Raw genomic sequence first — 19,066 nt, 5'->3', positions numbered from 1 at the left:
TCAGCCCTTGAAGACCTTCTCGGCGCCGGCCTGCCACTCCCGCAGGATCGCGTCGATCTGGTCCGGCTTGTCGAGGAACTTGGTCAGCGCGGTGTCCGCGGTCGGCTGGAGTGCGTCGCTCGAGTCGCGGTTGAAGAACTGGGTCAGCTCCTTGGCCTCGTCCAGCATCGCCTTGCCCTTGACGACCAGCGGCGAGTCGGAGGCCTTGGCCTTGGGGTTGGCCGGCAGCACGATGCCGGAGCTGGCCTTGACGTACGCCTCCTGGGCCTCGACCCCGGAGAGGTACGTCAGCAGGGCCTTGGTGCCGGTCGGGTTGGCGGTCTTCGCGCTCGCGAAGAAGCCGTCCGTCGGGGCCTCCTCGGCCAGTGGCACTTCCGGGTCGATGATCGGGAACCGGAAGAAGTCCAGGTCGCCGAGAGCGTCCTTGGGTGCCGCGTCGGCGAAGAACGTGCCGATCAGGAACATGCCGGTCTTGCCGGCCAGCAACGCGGTGGTCGCCTCCTGGAACGGGTACGCCTTGCCCTTGGGGTCGAAGTAGGGCAGCGCCTCGCGCCAGCGGGTGAAGACCGCCTTGACCTTGGGGTCGTCGAAGCGCTGCTTGCCGGCGAGCAGCTCGCGGTGGAACGGCGCGCCGTTGATCCGGATGTTCAGGTAGTCGAACCAGGCCGAGGCCACCCACGGGGTGTCGCCGAGACCGATGCCGATCGGCGGAACGCCCTTGCTCTTCAGCGTCTCGCACAGGGCCAGGAATTCGGTCCAGGTCTTCGGCTCCTGCACGCCCCACTTGGCAAAGTTGGACTTGCGGTAGAAGAAGCCCCACCAGTAGTTGTTCATCGGCATGAAGATCTGCTTGCCGCTGGCTTCGGTGGACAGGGTGCGCAGCGACTGGGGGTAGTCGCCCATCGACTTCCACACGTCGGAGACGTCCAGCAGCAGGTTCTTGCTGGCGTAGTCGTTGGCGACCGAGCCCGCGTACCAGGTGTAGAGGTCCGGCGGGTTCGCCGAGGTCAGGTACGTCGGGAGCTGCGTCCGGAAGGTCTCCGAGGCGATCGTGTTGAGGCTCGCCGTGCCCTTGCCCTGGGCGTTGAAGTTCGCGATCAGCTTCTCCATCGCCTCCTTGGCCTGCGGCGAGGAGAGGTTCGACTGGATGGTGACCGCGCCAGAGCCGTTGCTCGTGGTCGGTCCGCTTGCGGAGCTGGCGCACGCGCTGAGGAACGAGCTGGCGCCGAGCGCACCCAGGCCGGCGAGCCCAAGGTGGCCAAGGAATCGCCGGCGACCGGGGTCGAAGTCGCTCACGGAGGTGTCCCTTCCTCTACGACACGTAGCGTCACTGCTCAGCGTGTCGTCCATGTGAATGCTGTGACGAGAAGGTTGCATCGGCGGTTGCCGGCTGTCAAGATATCTTCGTAATTAATGATTAGACGAGACCAAGGCGGGGACAGGTGGATCAGCCTATGCGCCGGCTCGAAGGCAGGAACGCGCTGGTCACCGGTGCGATGGGCGGGATCGGTGCCGCCACGGCCCGGCGGCTCGCCGCCGAAGGGGCGGCGGTCGCACTGCTCGACGTGCACGACCCGACCCCGCTGGCCGACGAACTGACCGCCCGTGGCGGACGAGCACTGTCCGTAATGGGCGATGTCAGCGAAGAGAGTGACTGGGCGAGTGCGGTGTCGACCGTCCGCGCCAGCCTCGGCCCGATCGACATCCTGGTCAGCAACGCGTACGCCGTGCAGGTCGCCCCGGCCCACGAGACCAGCCGGCAGTCCTGGGACCACCAGCTCGGCGTCAGCCTCACCGGCTCGTTCCTCGGCGTCCGCGCCTGCCTGGACGACCTGCGGGCCCGCTCGGGCGCGGTCGTGCTGATCTCCTCGGTGCACGCGCTGGTCGGGTTGCCCGGCCGGCCCGCGTACGCTGCCGCCAAGGGCGGCCTGGTCGCGCTCGGCCGCCAACTCGCCGTGGAGTACGGCCCCCAGGTGCGCGTCAACACCGTGCTGCCCGGGCCCATCCTCACCGGCGCCTGGGCAGACGTGTCCGAAGAGGACCGGGAACGCAGCGTCGCGGAGACTGTCGCGAAGCGCTTCGGCACACCGGACGAAGTGGCCTCGACGGTCGCCTTCCTCGCCTCATCGGACGCCGCCTACATCACCGGCGCGAGCCTCGTGGTGGACGGCGGTTGGACAGCGGTGAAAGCCTCGGCCTGAGAGATCGATACCGACCAGCGAAAAGGCCAGGAACATTGGCACAGTACGCACGCCGCGGCATCCACGGGCAGACCGTCGAGGCGATCGCCCGTCGCATCCTCACCGGTGAGATCGCCGCCGGCGCGACCCTGAACATCGCCGCGTTGCAGGAGGAGTTCGACGTCAGCCTGACGGCGCTACGCGAGGCGCTGAAGGTCCTCTCGGCCAAGGGCATCGTCGACGCCCGGCAGAAACGCGGCACCTTCGTCCGACCCCGCGCCGATTGGAACCTGCTCGACGGTGACGTGATCCGCTGGCAGTTCGCCGAGGGCACCGACCAGCGGCTGCTCGACCAACTGCACGAGGTACGCGCCATCATCGAGCCGGCCGCCGCACGCCTGGCCGCCACCCGTGCGACCGAGGACGACGTGGCCGCGCTCGACGGGGCACTGGCCGAGATGGCCGAGGCCGTCGGTGATCCCGCCGCCGCCGTCGCCGCCGACCTCGCCTTCCACCGCGCGCTGCTCACCGCCACCCACAACGAGTTGTTGGAGCGGATGGAGGTCGTGATGGAGACCGGGCTCGCCGAACGGGACCGGCTGGTGCACGGCGGCGCCGCGCACGACGACCCGGTGCCCAGCCACCGTGCCGTCGTCGACGCGCTGCGCGAGCGGAACGAGACAGCGGCCGAGACCGCCATGCGTGAGTTGCTGGACAAGGCCGTCCGGGACGTCGCGAAGGTACGGGGACAGAGGGGCAGTCAGTGAAGATCGAGCGGATCGAGACCTTCCTCGTCGCACCACGGTGGTTGTTCTGCCGGGTGGAGACCGACGACGGGCTGGTCGGGTGGGGTGAACCGGTGGTGGAGGGGCGCGCCGAAGTGGTGCGCAGTGCCGTCGAGGTGCTCTCCGAATACCTGATCGGTGCGGATCCACTTCGCATCGAACAGCACTGGCAGGTGCTCACCAAGGGCGGCTTCTACCGGGGCGGCCCGATCCTCTCCAGCGCCGTGGCGGGCCTCGACCAGGCGCTCTGGGACATCGCCGGGCAGGCGTACGGAGCGCCGGTGCACGCGCTACTCGGCGGGCCGGTGCGCGACCGCGTACGGGTCTACTCCTGGATCGGCGGGGACGAGCCCGACGAGGTGGCCGACGCCGCCGCCGCGCAGGTCGCCGCCGGTCTCACCGGCGTCAAGATGAACGCCTGCGGGCGGCTCTCCCCCATCCCCACCTCCGCCGAGGTGGACGAGGTCGTCAGCCGGGTGGCCGCCGCCCGGGAGGTGCTCGGCCCCGACCGGGACATCGCACTGGACTTCCACGGTCGGGCCGGCCTGGCCGCGGTACGCCGGATCCTGCCCGAACTGGTTCCGCTGCGACCGTTCTTCGTGGAAGAGCCGCTCCTACCCGACCAGGCTCACCACCTGCGCGACATCGTCGCCAGCACGCCGATCCCGGTGGCCACCGGCGAGCGGCTCTACGGTCGCTCCGAGTTCCTCGGCCCGTTGCAGGCCGGCGTCGCCGTGGTGCAGCCGGACCTGTCGCACGCCGGTGGGATCTCCGAGGTCCGCCGGATCGCGGCGCTGGCCGAGACGTACGGAGCGCTGCTCGCCCCGCACTGCCCGCTCGGCCCGATCTCGCTGGCGGCCAGCCTCCAGGTGGCCTTCGCGACGCCGAACTTCCTGATCCAGGAACAGAGCATCGGCATCCACTACAACGCCGGGTCCGAACTGCTGGACTACCTGGTCGACCCGGAGCCGTTCCGGTTCGTCGACGGGCACATGGCCCGCCTCGACCGGCCCGGCCTGGGCATCACCGTGGACGAGGCGGCGGTTCGGAAGGCCGCGCAGACCCCGCATGCCTGGCGCAACCCGATCTGGCAGCACGCCGACGGGTCGTTCGCGGAATGGTGACCGGCGCGAAGCCGGTGCCGCTGCGCGCGGCGTACGACGCGGAGCACGGCGGTCGGTGGACCAGCCTGCACGGCGGCGGCCGGGAGTGGCTCTGGCGCGGCCCTGAGCCCGGCCGGCACGAGGTACGCCCCGACGATGCGTTCATCGACGCCGGCGGGTTGGAGGAGTGCCTGCCCACCGTGCGCGGTCGGCCCGACCACGGCGAGGTGTGGTCGCGGCCGTGGCGCGCCGTCGGCCCTGGCACCGTGGTCGTGCAACGCCCGACGTTCGTCCTGACCCGCCGGATCAGCGACTCCGACGGCGTGGTGGTGGCCGACTACCGGCTGGCCGCCGACCCCGGGCACCGGTTCGTCTGGGCCGCGCACGCTCTGCTCGACCTCTCCCCGTCGGCCCGCCTCGACGCGCCCACCGGCGTCCAGACCCGGCTGCACCCGGAAGCCGCGGCGCTCCTGCCGCCGGGTAGCTGGCCCGCCGGTGCACCCTGGCTGACCGGGCCGTGGCCGGCCCCCGCCGGGCTGACCCTGGACACCCTCGGCCCGGACGACGGGACCGCGCTCGGCGCGGTGCTGCTCGACTGCCCCCGGGTCCAGGTGATCGACGGCGTCGACCGGCTGACCCTGGAGCTGGAGTGCGCTGATCAGCCTCGCAGCACGGCACTCTGGCGCAACCTGGGTGGCTGGCCGACCGACCGCCCCTACCGCAGCGTCGGCGTCGAACCGATGCTCGGTGCCGCCTTCGACCTGGCCGACGCCGGCCCAGCCGACGCGGCGGTCGTTCCGCCCACCGGTGAGGTCGCCTGGCGACTTACCATCTCCGCCCACCGCATCCACTGAGGACATCCGTGATGAACCTGCTCGACGAGCTGCGTACCCATCGACTGCTGGCCATCGTGCGCGGACCGGACCCGGCCGCCGCGCTGACCGCCGTGCTCACCCTGGCCGAGAGCGGCGTGGCGCTGGTCGAGGTCTCGCTGACCAGCGCCGACGCGCTCGGCGTCATCCGACGCGCCCGAGCCGCCCTCGGGCCTGACTACGCCCTGGGCGCGGGCACCGTGCTCAGCGCCGACGATGCCCGCGCCGCAGCCGACGCGGGCGCCGGCTTCCTGGTCACCCCGGCGCTCGCACCGAGCCTCGCCGAGGCCGGTCGACTCGGGCTGCCGGTGCTCGCCGGCGCGCTCACCCCGACCGAGGTGGTGCAGGCCAACAGCGACGGGGCCACCGCGGTCAAGCTCTTCCCGGCCTCCCTCGGTGGGCCCGACTACCTCGGCGCGCTGCGCGACCCGTTCCCCGGCACCGCGTTCGTGCCGGTCGGTGGGGTCGACGCGGACGGCGCCCGGCGTTACCTCGACCGGGGAGCGGTGGCCGTCGGCGTCGGCTCCCCGCTGCTGGGCGACGCCGTCCGCGGCGGTGACCCGGCGGCGCTGCGTGAGCGCGCCGCGGCCTTCCTCACGGCGGTCCGGCAGTGACCGACCTGCTCACGCTCGGCGAGACGATGGCGGCCTTCCGCACCACCGGCCCGCTGCGGCTGGGCGGCATCGCCGGGATCTCGGTCGCCGGGTCCGAGTCGACGGTGGCGATCGGGCTGGCCCGGCTCGACCACCGGGCCGCCTGGGTCGGGGTCACCGGCGCCGACGAGCCCGGCGAGCTGATCCGCCGGACGCTGCGCGCGGAGGGTGTCGACCTGACCTGGTCCCGGGTCGACCCGACCGCGCCCACCGGGCTGATCCTCTTCGAGAACCGCGTCGCCGACATCAACCGGGTCACCTACCACCGCGCCGGCTCGGCCGGCTCCCGGCTGCGCCCGGCCGACGTGACCGCTGCCTTCGACGCACCCGGGCCGCCGCCCCGGCTGTTGCACGTCACAGGCATCACCTGCGCCCTCGGCGTCGAGCCGTACCAGGCGGTGGTGGAGGCCGTGCGGCGCGCCCGTGCGGCCGGCAGCACGGTCTGCCTGGACGTCAACCACCGCAACCGGCTCTGGTCGGTCTCCGAGGCCGCCGTCGCGCTGCGCCCGCTGCTGCCCTCGATCGACCTGGTGATCGCCTCCGACGACGAGTTGGCCGTGCTGACCGACGCGACCGACCCGGCCGCGGCGCTACTCTCGGCGGGTGTGACCGAGGTCGTGGTCAAGCACGGCGCGGGTGGGGCGACCAGCCACAGCGCCACCGGCACGGTCCACCGTCCAGCCCGGACGGTGCCGGTGGTGGACACCGTCGGCGCGGGCGACGCCTTCGTGGCCGGGCTGCTCTCCGCCTGGCTCGACGGCGCCGACGCACCGGCCCGGCTGGACCGGGCCGTCACCACCGGCGCGTTCGCGGTCGCCACCAGGGGCGACTGGGAGGGCCTGCCCGACCGGGCCGAGCTGACGCTGCTCGACCACGGACCCGGCGGTACCGTCCGCTGACCAATGCGGCGGCACGGCCGCCGACCGTCGCTGACCGGTGCGGCCACCGATCGCCGCCGGAGATCTGTTGGAGGAGCGAGATGGAGCTGACCGAACCGACCGTCTGGAGCACCGACCGGTTGGAGCTGGGCGAAGGGCTGCGCTGGGTCGACGACCGGCTGGTCCTCGTCGACCTGCTGGCCGGGCGACTGTTGGAGACCGACGGCGAGGCGCCGGGCCCGCTGCGGGAGCTGCGCCGCCTCGACGTGCCGCTCGGCGCGGTCGCCCCGGTGGCCGACCGTCCCGGCGACTGGCTGGCCGCCGCCGGGACCGGCGTCGCCCTGCTGCCCGCCACCGGGGACCCCCGACCGGTCGCCGACCTGGTCGCCGACGCGCCCGAGCCGACTCGGATGAACGACGCGGTCGCCGACCCGCACGGCCGCTTCTGGGCCGGCAGCATGACGTACGCCGCGGTGCCCGGTGGGGGCACGCTGTACCGGCTGGCACCGGGTGCGGCACCGGTGCCCGCGGTGACCGGGCTGACCATTCCGAACGGGCCGGCGTTCGACGCCGCCGGCACCACCATGTACCTGGCCGACACCCCGCGCGGCGAGATCGACCGGTTCACCGTCGACCCGGGCACCGGTGACCTGCACGGGCGGGAGCCGTTCCTGCGGCTGTCCCCCGCCGACGGCGGCCCGGACGGGATGACTGTCGACGCGGCTGGCCACCTCTGGATCGCGCTGTGGGGCGGCGCGGCGGTACGCCGCTACCGGCCGGACGGCACGCTGGAACGGGAGATCCGGCTGCCGGCGAAGCAGCCCGCCGGCATCTGCCTGGGCGGCCCCGACCTGCGTCGACTCTTCATCGGCACCGCCCGCGTGGGGTTGTCCGCGGCGGGCCCGGTGGACGGCGCGCTGCTCGCGGTGGACGTCGAGGTCCCCGGCCTGCCCGCCGCACACGCCACCGCCGCCGGCTGACCGGAGGCATACCGGACGCCAGGGCGGGAATAACCGCACCGGAGCGCGGCAACGGGCCGACCGGACAGGGGGCGGGACGATGGACACCGTGGAGCGGGCGTCGTGAACGGGCCGGTCGGCGACGAGCCGCTCGGCGAGCTGGAGCTGGTGCACACCTTCACCGGCCCGATGCCGACCGGGGTGAGCGTCTCGCACCAGGGCCGGATCTTCGTCAACTTCCCGAAGTGGGGCGACGAGGTGCCGGCCACCGTCGTCGAGTTACGTGACGGCCGGGAGGTGCCCTACCCCGACCAGGCGTGGAACGACCCGTCCGGCGACGACGACGCGGGCGCGTTCGTGTCGGTGCAGAGCATCGTCGTGGACCCGGCCGACCGGCTCTGGGTGCTGGACACCGGCAGCCCGATGTTCCAGCCGACGAAGCCGGGCGGCCCGAAACTGGTCCGGGTCGACCTGGACACCAACACGGTCGCCCAGGTGATCACCTTCCCGACGGACGTGGCGCTGCCGACGACGTACCTCAACGACGTCCGCTTCGACCTGCGGCGGGGTGAGGCGGGGGTCGCGTACATCACCGACTCGGCGGACTCCGGGCCGAACGGGATCATCGTCGTGGACCTGGCCAGTGGCGCCTCCTGGCGGCGGCTGCACGACCACCCGTCGACGAAGGCGCAGCCACTGACGTCGTTCCGCCCGGTGGTCGAGGGTCGGCCGTTCCTCGAACGGCCGGCGGACGGGCCGCCGAAGCCGGTGAGCATGGGCTCCGACGGCATCGCCATCTCGGCCGACGGCAACCGGCTCTACTACTGTCCGCTGGCGTCCCGGCGTTGGTACAGCGTCTCCACCGAGGCGCTGGCCGACCCGGGCGTCACCCAGGAGGCGGTCGAGGCGACCGTCGTCGACGAGGGCGACAGGGGCACCGCCTCGGACGGTTTGGAGTCCGACGACGCGGGGCGGCTCTACCTCACCTCGTACGAGCACAACGCGGTGTTGCGCCGGCTGCCGGACGGCGAGTACGAGACCCTCGTCCACGACCCGCGGCTGCTCTGGCCGGACACCATGTCGATCGCCGTTGACGGGTACCTCTACGTCACCGCCAACCAACTGCACCGGCAGCCGCAGTACCAGCGTGGCCAGGACCTGCGGCGCCGGCCGTACGCGCTGTTCCGCACCCGCATCGACGCCGGCCCGGTGCTGCTGCGCCGCTGACCACGGCGCCGCAGCAGCGGCCCTCGACGTCAGGTCGTCGGCAGGGTGCGGTCCAGCAGGTCGAACAGGGCGACCCAGTGCCGCTCGGTGGCCTGCTCGTGGTACATCGGGGTGTCGGCCATGGTGAAGCCGTGGTGGGCGCCCTCGTACACCTCGGAGCGGTATCGCACGCCGGCGGCGTCGAGCGCCTTCTCCAGCGTGGCGATCTGCTCGGGCGTCATCGACTGGTCCTGGTCGGCGTGCCCGAAGTACACCTCGCCGGTGATCGAGTCGACGCCCAGGTGCGGGCTGTCCGGCGCGTCGGTGACGATGCGCCCGCCGTGGAAGCTGGCGACCGCGGCGATGCGGTCCGGGTACGCCTCGATGGCCCGCAGCGCGTTCGTGCCGCCCATGCAGTAGCCGGTGATCGCGACCGGGCCCGGCCGGACGTCGTCCCGGGCGGCCAGGAAGTCGAGGTACGCGCCAGTGTCCCGGCTGATCACCTCGGGGGTCAACGCGCCGATCAGGGGCATGATCTTCTCGAAGAGCGCGCCGCGCTGGTCCGGCTCACCGAGCCGGGACAGGTCGAACAGCGGTGCCCGGCCGGCCCGGTAGAACAGGTGAGGGGTCAGCACCAGGTAGCCCCGGGCGGCGATCCGCTCCGCCATGTCGACCAGGCGCGGGCGCGGCCCGAAGGCATCCATGAAGAGCAGCACCGCCGGGAACGGGCCGTTGCCCTCGGGCCGGGTGAGGGACGCGTCCGCGACCCCGTCATCCGTGGGAATGTCCACCGTCGTCGTCTGCACCGAGCCTCCTCGTACGCCAGTTGTTGATCGTCAAGAACGCTACTCGCTGTGCGGACGGACGTCTTCGACACCCGAGCCAGGGACCGCCGATCCCTGGACAAGACCGCCCTGGGTGCTGGTCGCCGGTCGACGCAGGCTGGCCGTGACCGATGAAGGACACCGTCGACCTGGGGGAAGTTGTGCTCGACCTGACCGTTCCGGACCTGACTGGAAAGCTCGCCGTGGTGACTGGCGGTAGCGACGGCCTGGGCCTCGGCCTGGCCACGCGGCTGGCGCGAGCCGGCGCCGAGGTGGTGCTGCCGGTCCGCAACCCGGCCAAGGGCGCCGCCGCGCTGGAGGCCGTCCGGGCCGCCGCACCGGGTGCCGTCGTCTCGACGCGGGAGTTGGACCTCGCCTCGCTGGACTCGGTGGCCGCGCTGGCCGACACGCTGCTCGGCGAGGGCCGACCGATCCACCTCTTGATCAACAACGCGGGTGTGATGACGCCCCCGACCCGAAACGCCACCGCCGAGGGCTTCGAGCTCCAACTCGGCACCAACCACCTCGGCCACTTCGCGCTGAACGGACGGCTGCTGCCGCTGCTGCGGGCCGGCCGGGCCCGGGTCACCACCATGTCGAGCAGCGCCGCCCGTTCCGGCCGGCTCGACTGGGACGACCTGCAGAGCACCCGCCGGTACGCGGCGATCCGCGCGTACAACGCCTCCAAGCTGGCCACCCTGCACTTCGGGCTGGAACTCGACAGGCGCAGTCGAGCCGCCGGCTGGGGCATCGTCAGCAACGTCGCCCACCCGGGCACCACCATGACGAACCTCTACGCGTCCGGTCCCAACCTCGGCCGCAGCCGCCCCTCCCCGCACCATGCCGTGCTGAGCCGGCTGGCCCGCTGGGGCGTCCTGGTGCACTCGGTGGATGCCGGGCTGCTCCCCGCCCTCTACGCGGCCACCAGTCCACAGGCGCAGGGTGGCCGGTTCTACGGCCCGGACGGGTTGGGGCAGTTCACCGGCAGACCGACCGAGCTGGCCGTCTACCGTTCGGCGCGCAACACGGATGACGCCGCCCGCCTCTGGACCGTCTCCGAAGGGCTGGTGGGCGTGCGGTTCCCCGGCAACTGACCCGGGGAGCGCGCGCCGCGTGAACGCGGCCGAGCGTCGGCGACCGTGCCGGCCCGGGTTCCGGCCGCGCCCGTCGACCCGCGGCCTACGGCACGCCCGGTCCCGATCGGCACCGGAGCGGTCCTCGCTCACGGCCGGTAGCGGTAGCCCATGCCCGGCTCGGTGATGAGGTGACGGGGCCGGGCCGGGTCGTCCTCCAACTTGCGCCGCAGCTGGGCCAGGTACTGCCGTAGGTAGTTGGTCTCGTTCTGGTATTCCGGACCCCACACGTCCTGCAGAAGCTGACGCTGGCTGACCAGCTTGCCGGGGTGACGCAGCAGCTTCTCCAGCACGCTCCACTGGGTGGGGGTCAGTTTGACCTCCGTGCCGTCGTCCCGCAGCACGCTGTGGTCGGCCAGGTCGACGGTGTGCTGGCCGATCCGCAACGCCGGCACCGCCTCGCTGGGCCCACCGAGACGACGGGTGACGGCACGGATGCGGGCCAGCAGCTCCTCCACCCCGAACGGCTTGGTGACGTAGTCGTCCGCACCGGCGTCGAGCGCCGCGACCTTGTCCTCGCTGCCGGCCCGGCCGGAGAGCACGATGATCGGCACGCCGGTCCAGCCGCGCAGGCCCCGGATCACCTCCACCCCGTCGATGTCGGGCAGGCCGAGATCCAGCACCACCAGGTCGGGTGGGTGACTGGCGGCGGCCTTCAACGCGGCGGCACCGGTTCCGGCGATGTCCACGTCGTACCGGCGGGCGCGCAGGTTGATCCGCAGGGCGCGCAGGATCTGCGGTTCGTCGTCGACGACCAGGATGCGCGTCATTCCTGCGGCTCCTCGGAGGTGGTCTGCGCGGCTGGCAGCCGCAGCACCATGGTGAGCCCACCGCCGGGGGTGGTCTCGGGGGTGATGCTGCCACCCATCGCCTCGGCCAACCCCCGGGACAGGGCAAGGCCGAGACCGACACCTGTCTGGTTGTCCCGGTCGCCGAGGCGTTGGAACGGTAGGAAGACGTGCTCCCACTGGTCCTCCGGGATGCCCGGCCCTCGGTCGATCACCCGTAGCTCGACCTGACCCGCGTGCGCGCTGGCGGTGATCGTCGGGGGCTGGTCGGGCGGGCTGTAGCGCAGCGCGTTGGCGATGATGTTGACCAGCACCCGTTCCAGCAGGCCCGGGTCGGCGGTGGCGGCTGGCAGATCGGCCGGGATGTCCGTGCCGACGCTCGCGGCCGCCGGGCCAAGTTCGTCCAACGCCAGGGGTACGGCGTCCTCCAGGCCGATCGCGGTTTCCGTGATGCCGAGGACGCCGGCCTGGAGTCGGCTCATGTCCAGGAGGTTGGCGACCAGCCGGGCGAGGCGGTCCAGCGACTCCTCGGCGGTCTCCAGCAACTCCTCGCGATCGTGCTCGTCGAACTCGATGTCGTGGCTGCGCAGGCTGGTCACGGCCGCCTTCGCGGACGCCAGCGGCGTACGCAGGTCGTGGCTGACCGCGGCGAGCAGCGCGGTGCGCATCCGGTCCGCCGCGGCGAGGGGCCGAGCGGTGGCGGCCTCCTCGGCGAGTCGCTCCTGGCGCAGCGCGACGGCGGCCTGGGCGGCGAACGCCTCGACGATGCGCCGGTCGGCGGCCTCCAACCGTCGGCCGCAGAGGACGACGGTGATCCGGTCGTCGACCGGTACCGCCGTCTCACCGCTTTCCGGGGTGCAGGGTGGCTGGTCGCCGACGCTGGCCACGACACACCAGGCGTGTTCCTCGCGGGCTCTCTCCGGGCGCCCGCTGGCGTCTTCGGCCAACTCCAGCACGCTCACCGCGCGCAGCCCGAAGGTCTCCCGGAGCTGTTCGAGTAGTGCGGGCAGTGGGCGTTCGCCGCGCAGCACGCCACCGGCGACGGCGGCGAGGGTCTGCGCGTCGGCGGCGGCGCGGGCGGCCTCCCGGGTACGCCGGGCGGCCACGTCGACGACCCAGCTCACCGCCAACGCCACACCGACGAAGACAGCCAGGGCGAGCAGATTGTCCGCCTCGGCGATGGTCAGCGTGCGGAAGGGCGGGGTGAAGAACCAGTTGAGCAGCAGGCTGCCGCCGAGTGCGGCGACCAGGGCCGGCCACACCCCGCCGACCAGTGCGACCCCGACGACCCCGGCGAGGAACAGCAGGATGTCGTTGGTCAGCGTCAGGTCGGGCAGCGTCTTCAGCAGCAGGGTGAGCAGCGGCATGCCCAGCACGGCCAGTGCGAAGCCGAGCAGCCGACGACGCCGGGACAGCGCCGCCGGGACGGCTGCTGCCCGACGACCCTTGCCGGCCTGCTTGTGGGTGACCAGGTGCACGTCGATCGACCCGGAGAGCGCGGTGGTGGTCACCCCGACGCCCCGGGCGAAGAGTTGCGCGAAGCGGCCTCGCCGGCTGGCGCCGAGCACCAGTTGGGTCGCGTTCACACCCTGGGCGAAGTCCAACAGCGCGGCCGGCACGTCGGTGCCGAGCACCTGGTGGTACGTGCCACCGAGGCTCTCCACCAGCACCCGCTGGCGGGCCAGTTGGGCTGGGTCGGCGCCGGCCAGGCCGTCGCTGCGCGCCACGTGCACGGCGAGCAGGTCGGCGCCCTTGCTGCGGGCCGCGACCCGAGCCGCCCGGCGGATCAGCGTCTCGCCCTCCGGGCCACCGGTCAACGCGACCACGACCCGTTCCCGGGCCTCCCAGGTGGCGGCGATGCCCTGCTGGCTGCGGTAGCGGTCGAGCTGCTCGTCGACCTTGTCGGCCAGCCAGAGCAGCGCGAGCTCACGCAGCGCGGTGAGGTTGCCGACCCGGAAGTAGTTGCCCAACGCGGCGTCGATCTTGTCGGGTCGGTAGATGTTGCCGTGCGCCATCCGCCGACGCAGCGCCTCGGGGGTCATGTCGACCAGCTCGACCTGCTCGGCGGCGCGGACGATCTCGTCCGGCACGGTCTCCCGCTGGGTGGTGCCGGTGATCTGGGCGACGACGTCGTTGACCGACTCCAGGTGCTGCACGTTGACCGTGGACAGGACGTCGATCCCCGCGTCGAGCAACTCCTGGACGTCCTGCCAACGCTTGTCGTGCCGGGAACCGGGCACGTTGCTGTGCGCCAACTCGTCGACCACCGCGACCTCGGGCCGGCGGGCCAGCACCGCGTCCAGGTCCATCTCGGTGAACTCGGCGCCGCGGTAGTCCATCGTGCGGCGGGGCACCTGCTCGATGTCGCCGAGCATCGCGGCGGTGTGCTGGCGGCCGTGGGTCTCCACGAAGCCGATCACCACGTCGGTGCCGCGGGCGGCACGCCGCTGGGCCTCCTCCAACATGGCGTACGTCTTACCGACGCCGGGGGCGGCCCCGAGATAGATGCGCAGTTCTCCGCGTGGCACGGGGACTATCCTCCCTGGTCAGGATCGGCGAGCGGGGCCGTGCCCGGATGGCACGGCCCCGCCCGGAATGCGCTCAGCGTGCCGCGAACTGCTTGTCGAGCGCGATGTTGAGCTCCAGCACGTTGACGCCCGGCTCGCCCATGAAGCCGAGCGCTCGGCCGCCGGTGTGTTCCTTGACCAGCTTGCGGACCGCCGCCGGGTCCGCGCCGCGCTCCCGCGCGACCCGGTTCACCTGCAGCTCGGCGTACGCCGGGCTGATCTGCGGGTCGAGTCCGCTGGCGCTGGCGGTGACCGCGTCGGCGGGCACTGCCGGGTCGGCGGGCGCGTCGCCGCGGATCGGGGTGACCACCCCGCCGGCTGCCACGTAGTCCTCGCCAGGCTTGGCCAACTCCACCGCAACCCCCTCGTACGAGGTGACGAACGGGGTGGCCGGGGCGACCTGGTTGACGCTGACCACCCGGGTGACCGGGCCGGTCAGACCGTCGGCGCGGAAGACCGCGAGCACGGCGCCCACCCCGTCGTCGGTGCAGAACGGGCGCCGGCCGTCGACGCCGTTGAGCTCGCCGACGGACTTGCTGCGCCCGCACACCTGGGTGAGCAGGCTCTCGCTGGACTCCTCCGGGTCGGTGGCGATGGTGTCGACCACGCTCTCCGGGCCCAGGTTGCTGGCCGAGGTGGCGGTCGGGTCGTAGCCGTCGCCGGCGGCGGAGGGGCGGGACTGGAAGTAGCGGGCGACGGGGTTGCCGTCCGCGTCGGTGAAGGACTGGCCGATCAGCGCGCTGCCGACCGTCGTTCCGCCGGAGGAGATGAGCGAGCCGTCGGTCTTGTGGTTGAGGCCGGGCAGCTGACCGACCGCTACCAGGGCCAGCGGGTAGACCAGGCCGAGCAGCACGGTGAAGACGAGCACAGCGCGCAGGGCGGCGAGGTGTTGGGAGAGCCAGTTGGGTAGGCGCATCACGAAATCCCCGGAATGAACTGGATGAGCAGGTCGATGATCTTGATACCGATGAACGGCACGATGATGCCGCCCAGTCCGTACACCAGCAGGTTGCGGCTGAGCAGCTTCGACGCGGCGGCCGGCCGGTACCGCACACCCCGCAGGGCGAGCGGGATCAGCGCGATGATCACCAGGGCGTTGAAGATGACCGCGGACAGGATCGCCGACTCCGGGCTGGACAGCCGCATGATGTTCAGCGCGTTCAGGCTCGGGTAGAGGCCGACGAACATGGCCGGGATGATCGCGAAGTACTTCGCGATGTCGTTGGCGATGCTGAACGTGGTCAGGGCACCGCGGGTGATCAGCAACTGCTTGCCGATCTCCACGATCTCGATCAGCTTCGTCGGGTCGGAGTCGAGGTCGACCATGTTGCCGGCCTCCTTGGCGGCCGACGTACCGGTGTTCATCGCCACCCCGACGTCGGCTTGGGCGAGCGCCGGCGCGTCGTTGGTGCCGTCACCGGTCATCGCAACCAGCCGGCCGCCCTCCTGCTCCCGCTTGATCAGCGCGAGCTTGTCCTCCGGCGTCGCCTCGGCCAGGAAGTCGTCCACCCCGGCCTCGTCGGCGATCGCCTTCGCGGTACGCGGGTTGTCACCGGTGATCATCACGGTCCGGATGCCCATCCGGCGCATCTCGTCGAACCGCTCCCGCATGCCCGACTTGACGACGTCCTTCAGGTGGATGACGCCCAGGGCGCGGGCGGGCTCACCGTCGACGTGCTCGGCGACGACCAGTGGAGTGCCGCCGGTGCTGCTGATCCCGTCCACGATCTCGCCGACCTGCTCGGTCGGATGCCCGCCGTTCTCGCGGACCCACTTCATCACCGCGGCGGCGGCGCCCTTGCGGACCCGACGCCCCGTTCCGGCGGCCCCGGCGTCCACGCTGGCGTCCGGGGTCAGGTCGACGCCGCTCATCCGGGTCTGGGCGGTGAACGGTACGAAGGTCGCGTGCGGCATCACGCCGGGCTCGCGCTCGCGCAGCCCGAACTCGTTCTTCGCCAGGACGACCACCGAGCGCCCCTCCGGGGTCTCGTCGGCCAGGCTGGACAGTTGCGCGGCGTCGGCCACGGTCGCGGCGGTGACCCCTTCGACAGGTACGAACTCGGCGGCCTGCCGGTTGCCCAGCGTGATGGTGCCGGTCTTGTCCAGCAGCAGGGTGTTGACGTCGCCAGCCGCCTCGACGGCCCGGCCGCTCATGGCCAGGACGTTGCGCTGCACCAGCCGGTCCATGCCGGCGATGCCGATGGCGGAGAGCAGCGCGCCGATGGTGGTGGGGATCAGGCAGACCAGCAGCGAGATCAGCACCACCCCGGTGACACCGGAGTCGGTGATCGCGCCGGTGTCCGGCGCGGCCGCCTGGTACGCCTTGGAGAAGATGGCCAGGGGCTGAAGGGTGACCACGGCCAGCAGGAAGATGATCGTGAGCGCGGCGAGCAGGATGTTCAGCGCGATCTCGTTCGGCGTCTTCTGCCGATTGGCACCCTCGACCAGGGCGATCATCCGATCGATGAAGCTCTCCCCCGGCTTCTGGGTGATCTGCACGACGATCTGGTCGGAGAGCACCTTGGTGCCACCGGTGACCGCGCTGCGGTCACCGCCGGACTCCCGGATGACCGGGGCCGACTCGCCGGTGATGGCGGACTCGTCGACGCTGGCGATGCCCTCGACGATGTCGCCGTCACCGGGAATGATCCCGCCCGCCTCGACCAGCACGAAGTCGCCCTGCCGCAGCTCCGGCGCGGGCACCGCCTCATCCCGGTAGGCGTTGGCCTTCGCGCCGGGCTTCCAGTCGATCAGCCGGGTGGCGATGGTGTCCTTCTTCGCCTGCCGCAGTGTCGCGGCCTGGGCCTTGCCCCGACCTTCGGCGACCGCCTCGGCCAGGTTGGCGAAGACCACGGTCAGCCAGAGCCAGACGGTGATCGCCCAGGTGAACACCGACGGGTCGGCCACCGCCAGGACGGTCGTGAAGGCCGCACCGACCTCCACGAGCAGCATCACCGGGTTGCGCCACAGGGTGGTCGGGTTGAGCTTGCGCACCGCGTCCGGCAGGGAGCGGATCAGCTGCTTGGGGTCGAGCAGGCCACCGCCGACCCGGTTGCCCTGAGTGGCGGGCGTGCCGGGGAGTTGCTCTGTTGGGGCGGACGTGACGGACATGTCCTCGTTCCTCATGATGGTCAGAGCCCTTCTGCCAGCGGGCCGAGCGCGAGCGCGGGCAGGAAGGTCAGTGCGACGAGGACCACCGTGACGCCGACGACCATGCCGATGAACAGCGGTCGGTGGGTCGGCAGGGTGCCCTCGGACGCGGGGGTGGGTGCCTGGCGGGCCAGCGAGCCGGCCAACGCGAGCACGAAGATGATCGGCAGGAACCGGCCCAGCAGCATGCACAACCCGAGCGCGGTGTCCCACCAGGTGGTGTTGACCGTGATGCCGCCGAAGGCGGAGCCGTTGTTGTTGCTGGCCGAGGTGAACGCGTACAGCACCTCGGAGAGCCCGTGTGGGCCGACGTTGAGCGCGGTGGAGTTGTTGCCGGTGGCGAACGCGGCCGCCGTACCGACCAGCACCAGGATCGGCATGATCAGGAAGTAGAGCGAAGCGAACTTGATCTCCCGCGCACCGATCTTCTTGCCCAGGTACTCGGGGGTGCGGCCCACCATCAGGCCAGCCACGAAGACCGTGATCACCGCGAGGATGAGCAGGCCGTACAAGCCGGAACCGGTACCGCCCGGCGCCACCTCGCCGAGCATCATGTTGACCATCGTCATCATGCCGCCGAGCGAGGTGTACGAGTCGTGGAACGAGTCCACCGCACCGGTCGAGGTCAACGTGGTGGCGGCGGCGAAGGTGGCCGAGTTGGACACGTCGAACCGCACCTCCTTGCCCTCCATGGCCGCGCCGACCGCCTGCGGCACCGTGCCGTGGCCGGCCAACTCGAAGACGTTGGTGATGGCGACGCTGGCGATCGCGAGGATGCCCATCACCGCGGCGATGGCGTAGCCCTGCCGGTTCTGCCCGACCATCCGGCCGAAGACCCGGGGCAGGCTGAACGGGATCAGCAGGATCAGGAAGATCTCCAGCCAGTTCGTCCAGCTTGTGGGGTTCTCGAACGGGTGCGCGCTGTTGACGTTGTAGAAGCCGCCACCGTTGGTGCCCAGCTCCTTGATCACTTCCTGGCTGGCGACCGGACCACCGGTGATGGTCTGGGTGCCGCCGGTCAGGGTGCTGACGTCGGTGCCGGCGGAGAGGTTCTGCACCGCTCCGCCGATCATCAGCGCGATGGCACCGAGCACGGCAATCGGCAGCAGGATCCGCAGCACGATCCGGGTCAGGTCGACCCAGAAGTTGCCGAGCTGCCCGGTGCGGCTACGGGCGAAGCCGCGCACCAGGGCCACCGCCACCGCGATACCGACCGCCGCGGACACGAAGTTCTGCACGGCCAGGCCGGCCATCTGCACCAGGTGACCCATCGTCGACTCACCCGAGTACGACTGCCAGTTGGTGTTGGTCACGAACGAGACGGCGGTGTTCCACGCGCCGTGCGGCACCACCGGGTCGAAGCCCAGGGACAACCACAGGTGGTTCTGCACCCGCTGGAACAGGTACAGGAACAGGAGTGAGACCGCCGAGAACGCCAGCACGCTGCGGGCGTACACGCCCCAGGTCTGCTCGGCGGCCGGGTTGACCCCGACCAGTCGGAAGATCCCCCGCTCGACCCTCGACTGCTTCGTTCCGGAGACCGCCCGGAACATGTAGTCGCCGAACGGCTTGTATACGGCGACCAGGGCGGCCACCAGCGCCAGCACGAAGATGACGCCCGCTGTTGTCATGGTCATCAGAAGCGCTCCGGAAACAACAGGGCGAACACCAGGAACGCGCCCAGGACGATTGCGAGCACCAGACCGACGGCATTGACCGCGTTCACAGCTTCTCCACCGCCCGGACCACCAGGGCGAGCACTGCGAACAGCACCACCGTCAGGACCACGAACACCACGTCAGACACGCTGACTCCTCATACCGGAAAGGTTCGTCGCGACCGCCTTCCGGTCGCGCCGGGCAATCAAAGCCCCACCACCTGCCGGACGACAGGGGTCATAACGCGACCATGACGGAGGCGCACCTTTTCTTGACGTGGTTTTCACACCCGACCACTGATCAGGTGAAA

17 protein-coding genes are annotated in these 19,066 nt (G+C 71.5%); 9 read left to right on the top strand and 8 right to left on the bottom strand.

Going from position 1 to position 19,066, the window contains the following annotated elements:
• Positions 1–1,296: an ABC transporter substrate-binding protein gene (locus JOD64_RS17295; protein WP_204943164.1), complete on the bottom strand. Its 1,296-nt coding sequence runs from the start codon at positions 1,294–1,296 to the stop codon at positions 1–3.
• A gap of 146 nt (positions 1,297–1,442) precedes the next feature.
• On the opposite strand from JOD64_RS17295, the gene JOD64_RS17290 reads away from it, so the two are divergent.
• From JOD64_RS17290 to JOD64_RS17255, 8 genes are all read left to right on the top strand, one after another.
• Positions 1,443–2,201: an SDR family NAD(P)-dependent oxidoreductase gene (locus JOD64_RS17290; protein ID WP_307813455.1), complete on the top strand. Its 759-nt coding sequence runs from the start codon at positions 1,443–1,445 to the stop codon at positions 2,199–2,201.
• Positions 2,202–2,236: 35 nt separating this feature from the next.
• Positions 2,237–2,947, top strand: coding sequence for a FadR/GntR family transcriptional regulator (locus JOD64_RS17285; RefSeq protein WP_204943163.1), 711 nt, complete (start codon positions 2,237–2,239; stop codon positions 2,945–2,947).
• Complete coding sequence (gene dgoD, locus JOD64_RS17280) at positions 2,944–4,089, top strand: galactonate dehydratase (RefSeq protein WP_204943162.1); 1,146 nt, start codon at positions 2,944–2,946, stop codon at positions 4,087–4,089. Before JOD64_RS17285 ends, dgoD begins: the two co-directional genes overlap by 4 nt.
• On the top strand, positions 4,083–4,922 hold the full coding sequence (locus JOD64_RS17275; protein ID WP_204943161.1) for a hypothetical protein: 840 nt from the start codon (positions 4,083–4,085) through the stop codon (positions 4,920–4,922). The genes dgoD and JOD64_RS17275 overlap by 7 nt, the downstream gene beginning before the upstream one ends.
• Positions 4,923–4,933: 11 nt before the next feature.
• On the top strand, positions 4,934–5,554 hold the full coding sequence (locus JOD64_RS17270; protein WP_204943160.1) for a bifunctional 4-hydroxy-2-oxoglutarate aldolase/2-dehydro-3-deoxy-phosphogluconate aldolase: 621 nt from the start codon (positions 4,934–4,936) through the stop codon (positions 5,552–5,554).
• Positions 5,551–6,492 (top strand): sugar kinase, encoded by a 942-nt coding sequence (locus JOD64_RS17265; protein WP_204943159.1) that lies wholly within the window; start codon positions 5,551–5,553, stop codon positions 6,490–6,492. The genes JOD64_RS17270 and JOD64_RS17265 overlap by 4 nt, the downstream gene beginning before the upstream one ends.
• Before the next feature lie 80 nt (positions 6,493–6,572).
• Positions 6,573–7,451, top strand: coding sequence for an SMP-30/gluconolactonase/LRE family protein (locus tag JOD64_RS17260; RefSeq protein WP_204943158.1), 879 nt, complete (start codon positions 6,573–6,575; stop codon positions 7,449–7,451).
• A 102-nt stretch (positions 7,452–7,553) separates the two neighbouring features.
• The gene (locus JOD64_RS17255) at positions 7,554–8,657 is read left to right on the top strand and encodes an L-dopachrome tautomerase-related protein (protein WP_204943157.1); all 1,104 of its coding nucleotides are present in this window, start codon (positions 7,554–7,556) and stop codon (positions 8,655–8,657) included.
• A gap of 29 nt (positions 8,658–8,686) precedes the next feature.
• On the opposite strand, the gene JOD64_RS17250 is transcribed toward JOD64_RS17255, so the two are convergent.
• Positions 8,687–9,442 (bottom strand): dienelactone hydrolase family protein, encoded by a 756-nt coding sequence (locus JOD64_RS17250; protein WP_204943156.1) that lies wholly within the window; start codon positions 9,440–9,442, stop codon positions 8,687–8,689.
• Positions 9,443–9,591: 149 nt separating this feature from the next.
• On the opposite strand from JOD64_RS17250, the gene JOD64_RS17245 reads away from it, so the two are divergent.
• A complete protein-coding gene (locus JOD64_RS17245; RefSeq protein WP_204943155.1) occupies positions 9,592–10,554 on the top strand; it encodes an SDR family oxidoreductase in 963 nt (320 codons plus the stop codon).
• 128 nt (positions 10,555–10,682) lie between these two features.
• Here the strand turns inward: JOD64_RS17245 and JOD64_RS17240 are convergent, their stop codons facing one another.
• The 6 genes from JOD64_RS17240 to kdpF all read right to left on the bottom strand — a co-directional run bounded on the left by JOD64_RS17240 (position 10,683) and on the right by kdpF (position 18,824).
• The gene (locus JOD64_RS17240) at positions 10,683–11,363 is read right to left on the bottom strand and encodes a response regulator (RefSeq protein WP_204943154.1); all 681 of its coding nucleotides are present in this window, start codon (positions 11,361–11,363) and stop codon (positions 10,683–10,685) included.
• Complete coding sequence (locus JOD64_RS17235) at positions 11,360–13,909, bottom strand: sensor histidine kinase (protein ID WP_204943153.1); 2,550 nt, start codon at positions 13,907–13,909, stop codon at positions 11,360–11,362. The genes JOD64_RS17240 and JOD64_RS17235 overlap by 4 nt, the downstream gene beginning before the upstream one ends.
• Before the next feature lie 73 nt (positions 13,910–13,982).
• Positions 13,983–14,864 carry a potassium-transporting ATPase subunit C gene (locus JOD64_RS17230; RefSeq protein WP_204943152.1) on the bottom strand — a complete coding sequence of 294 codons (882 nt, stop codon included), beginning with the start codon at positions 14,862–14,864 and terminating at the stop codon, positions 13,983–13,985.
• Positions 14,864–17,059 carry a potassium-transporting ATPase subunit KdpB gene (kdpB, locus tag JOD64_RS17225; RefSeq protein WP_204943151.1) on the bottom strand — a complete coding sequence of 732 codons (2,196 nt, stop codon included), beginning with the start codon at positions 17,057–17,059 and terminating at the stop codon, positions 14,864–14,866. The genes JOD64_RS17230 and kdpB overlap by 1 nt, the downstream gene beginning before the upstream one ends.
• A 20-nt stretch (positions 17,060–17,079) precedes the next feature.
• Positions 17,080–18,735, bottom strand: a complete 1,656-nt coding sequence (gene kdpA, locus JOD64_RS17220; RefSeq protein WP_204943150.1) for a potassium-transporting ATPase subunit KdpA — start codon at positions 18,733–18,735, stop codon at positions 17,080–17,082.
• Positions 18,735–18,824 (bottom strand): K(+)-transporting ATPase subunit F, encoded by a 90-nt coding sequence (kdpF, locus tag JOD64_RS17215; RefSeq protein WP_036390805.1) that lies wholly within the window; start codon positions 18,822–18,824, stop codon positions 18,735–18,737. The genes kdpA and kdpF overlap by 1 nt, the downstream gene beginning before the upstream one ends.
• Between the last annotated feature and the right edge of the window lie 242 nt (positions 18,825–19,066).

Origin of the sequence: Micromonospora luteifusca (assembly GCF_016907275.1) — a bacterium.
In the GTDB taxonomy this organism is placed as follows: domain Bacteria; phylum Actinomycetota; class Actinomycetes; order Mycobacteriales; family Micromonosporaceae; genus Micromonospora; species Micromonospora luteifusca.
Note: the sequence above shows the minus strand (reverse complement) of the source record. Positions and strands in the feature narration are given on the sequence as shown.

What these genes read in the sequence shown, in the direction of transcription:
- JOD64_RS17275 (WP_204943161.1), top strand. Translation starts at nt 4,083, where the DNA reads ATGGTGACCGGCGCGAAGCCGGTGCCGCTGCGCGCGGCGTACGACGCG.
- JOD64_RS17270 (WP_204943160.1), top strand. Translation starts at nt 4,934, where the DNA reads ATGAACCTGCTCGACGAGCTGCGTACCCATCGACTGCTGGCCATCGTG.
- JOD64_RS17260 (WP_204943158.1), top strand. Translation starts at nt 6,573, where the DNA reads ATGGAGCTGACCGAACCGACCGTCTGGAGCACCGACCGGTTGGAGCTG.
- JOD64_RS17245 (WP_204943155.1), top strand. Translation starts at nt 9,592, where the DNA reads ATGAAGGACACCGTCGACCTGGGGGAAGTTGTGCTCGACCTGACCGTT.
- JOD64_RS17240 (WP_204943154.1), bottom strand. Translation starts at nt 11,363, where the DNA reads ATGACGCGCATCCTGGTCGTCGACGACGAACCGCAGATCCTGCGCGCC.
- JOD64_RS17230 (WP_204943152.1), bottom strand. Translation starts at nt 14,864, where the DNA reads ATGCGCCTACCCAACTGGCTCTCCCAACACCTCGCCGCCCTGCGCGCT.
- kdpB (WP_204943151.1), bottom strand. Translation starts at nt 17,059, where the DNA reads ATGTCCGTCACGTCCGCCCCAACAGAGCAACTCCCCGGCACGCCCGCC.
- kdpA (WP_204943150.1), bottom strand. Translation starts at nt 18,735, where the DNA reads ATGACCATGACAACAGCGGGCGTCATCTTCGTGCTGGCGCTGGTGGCC.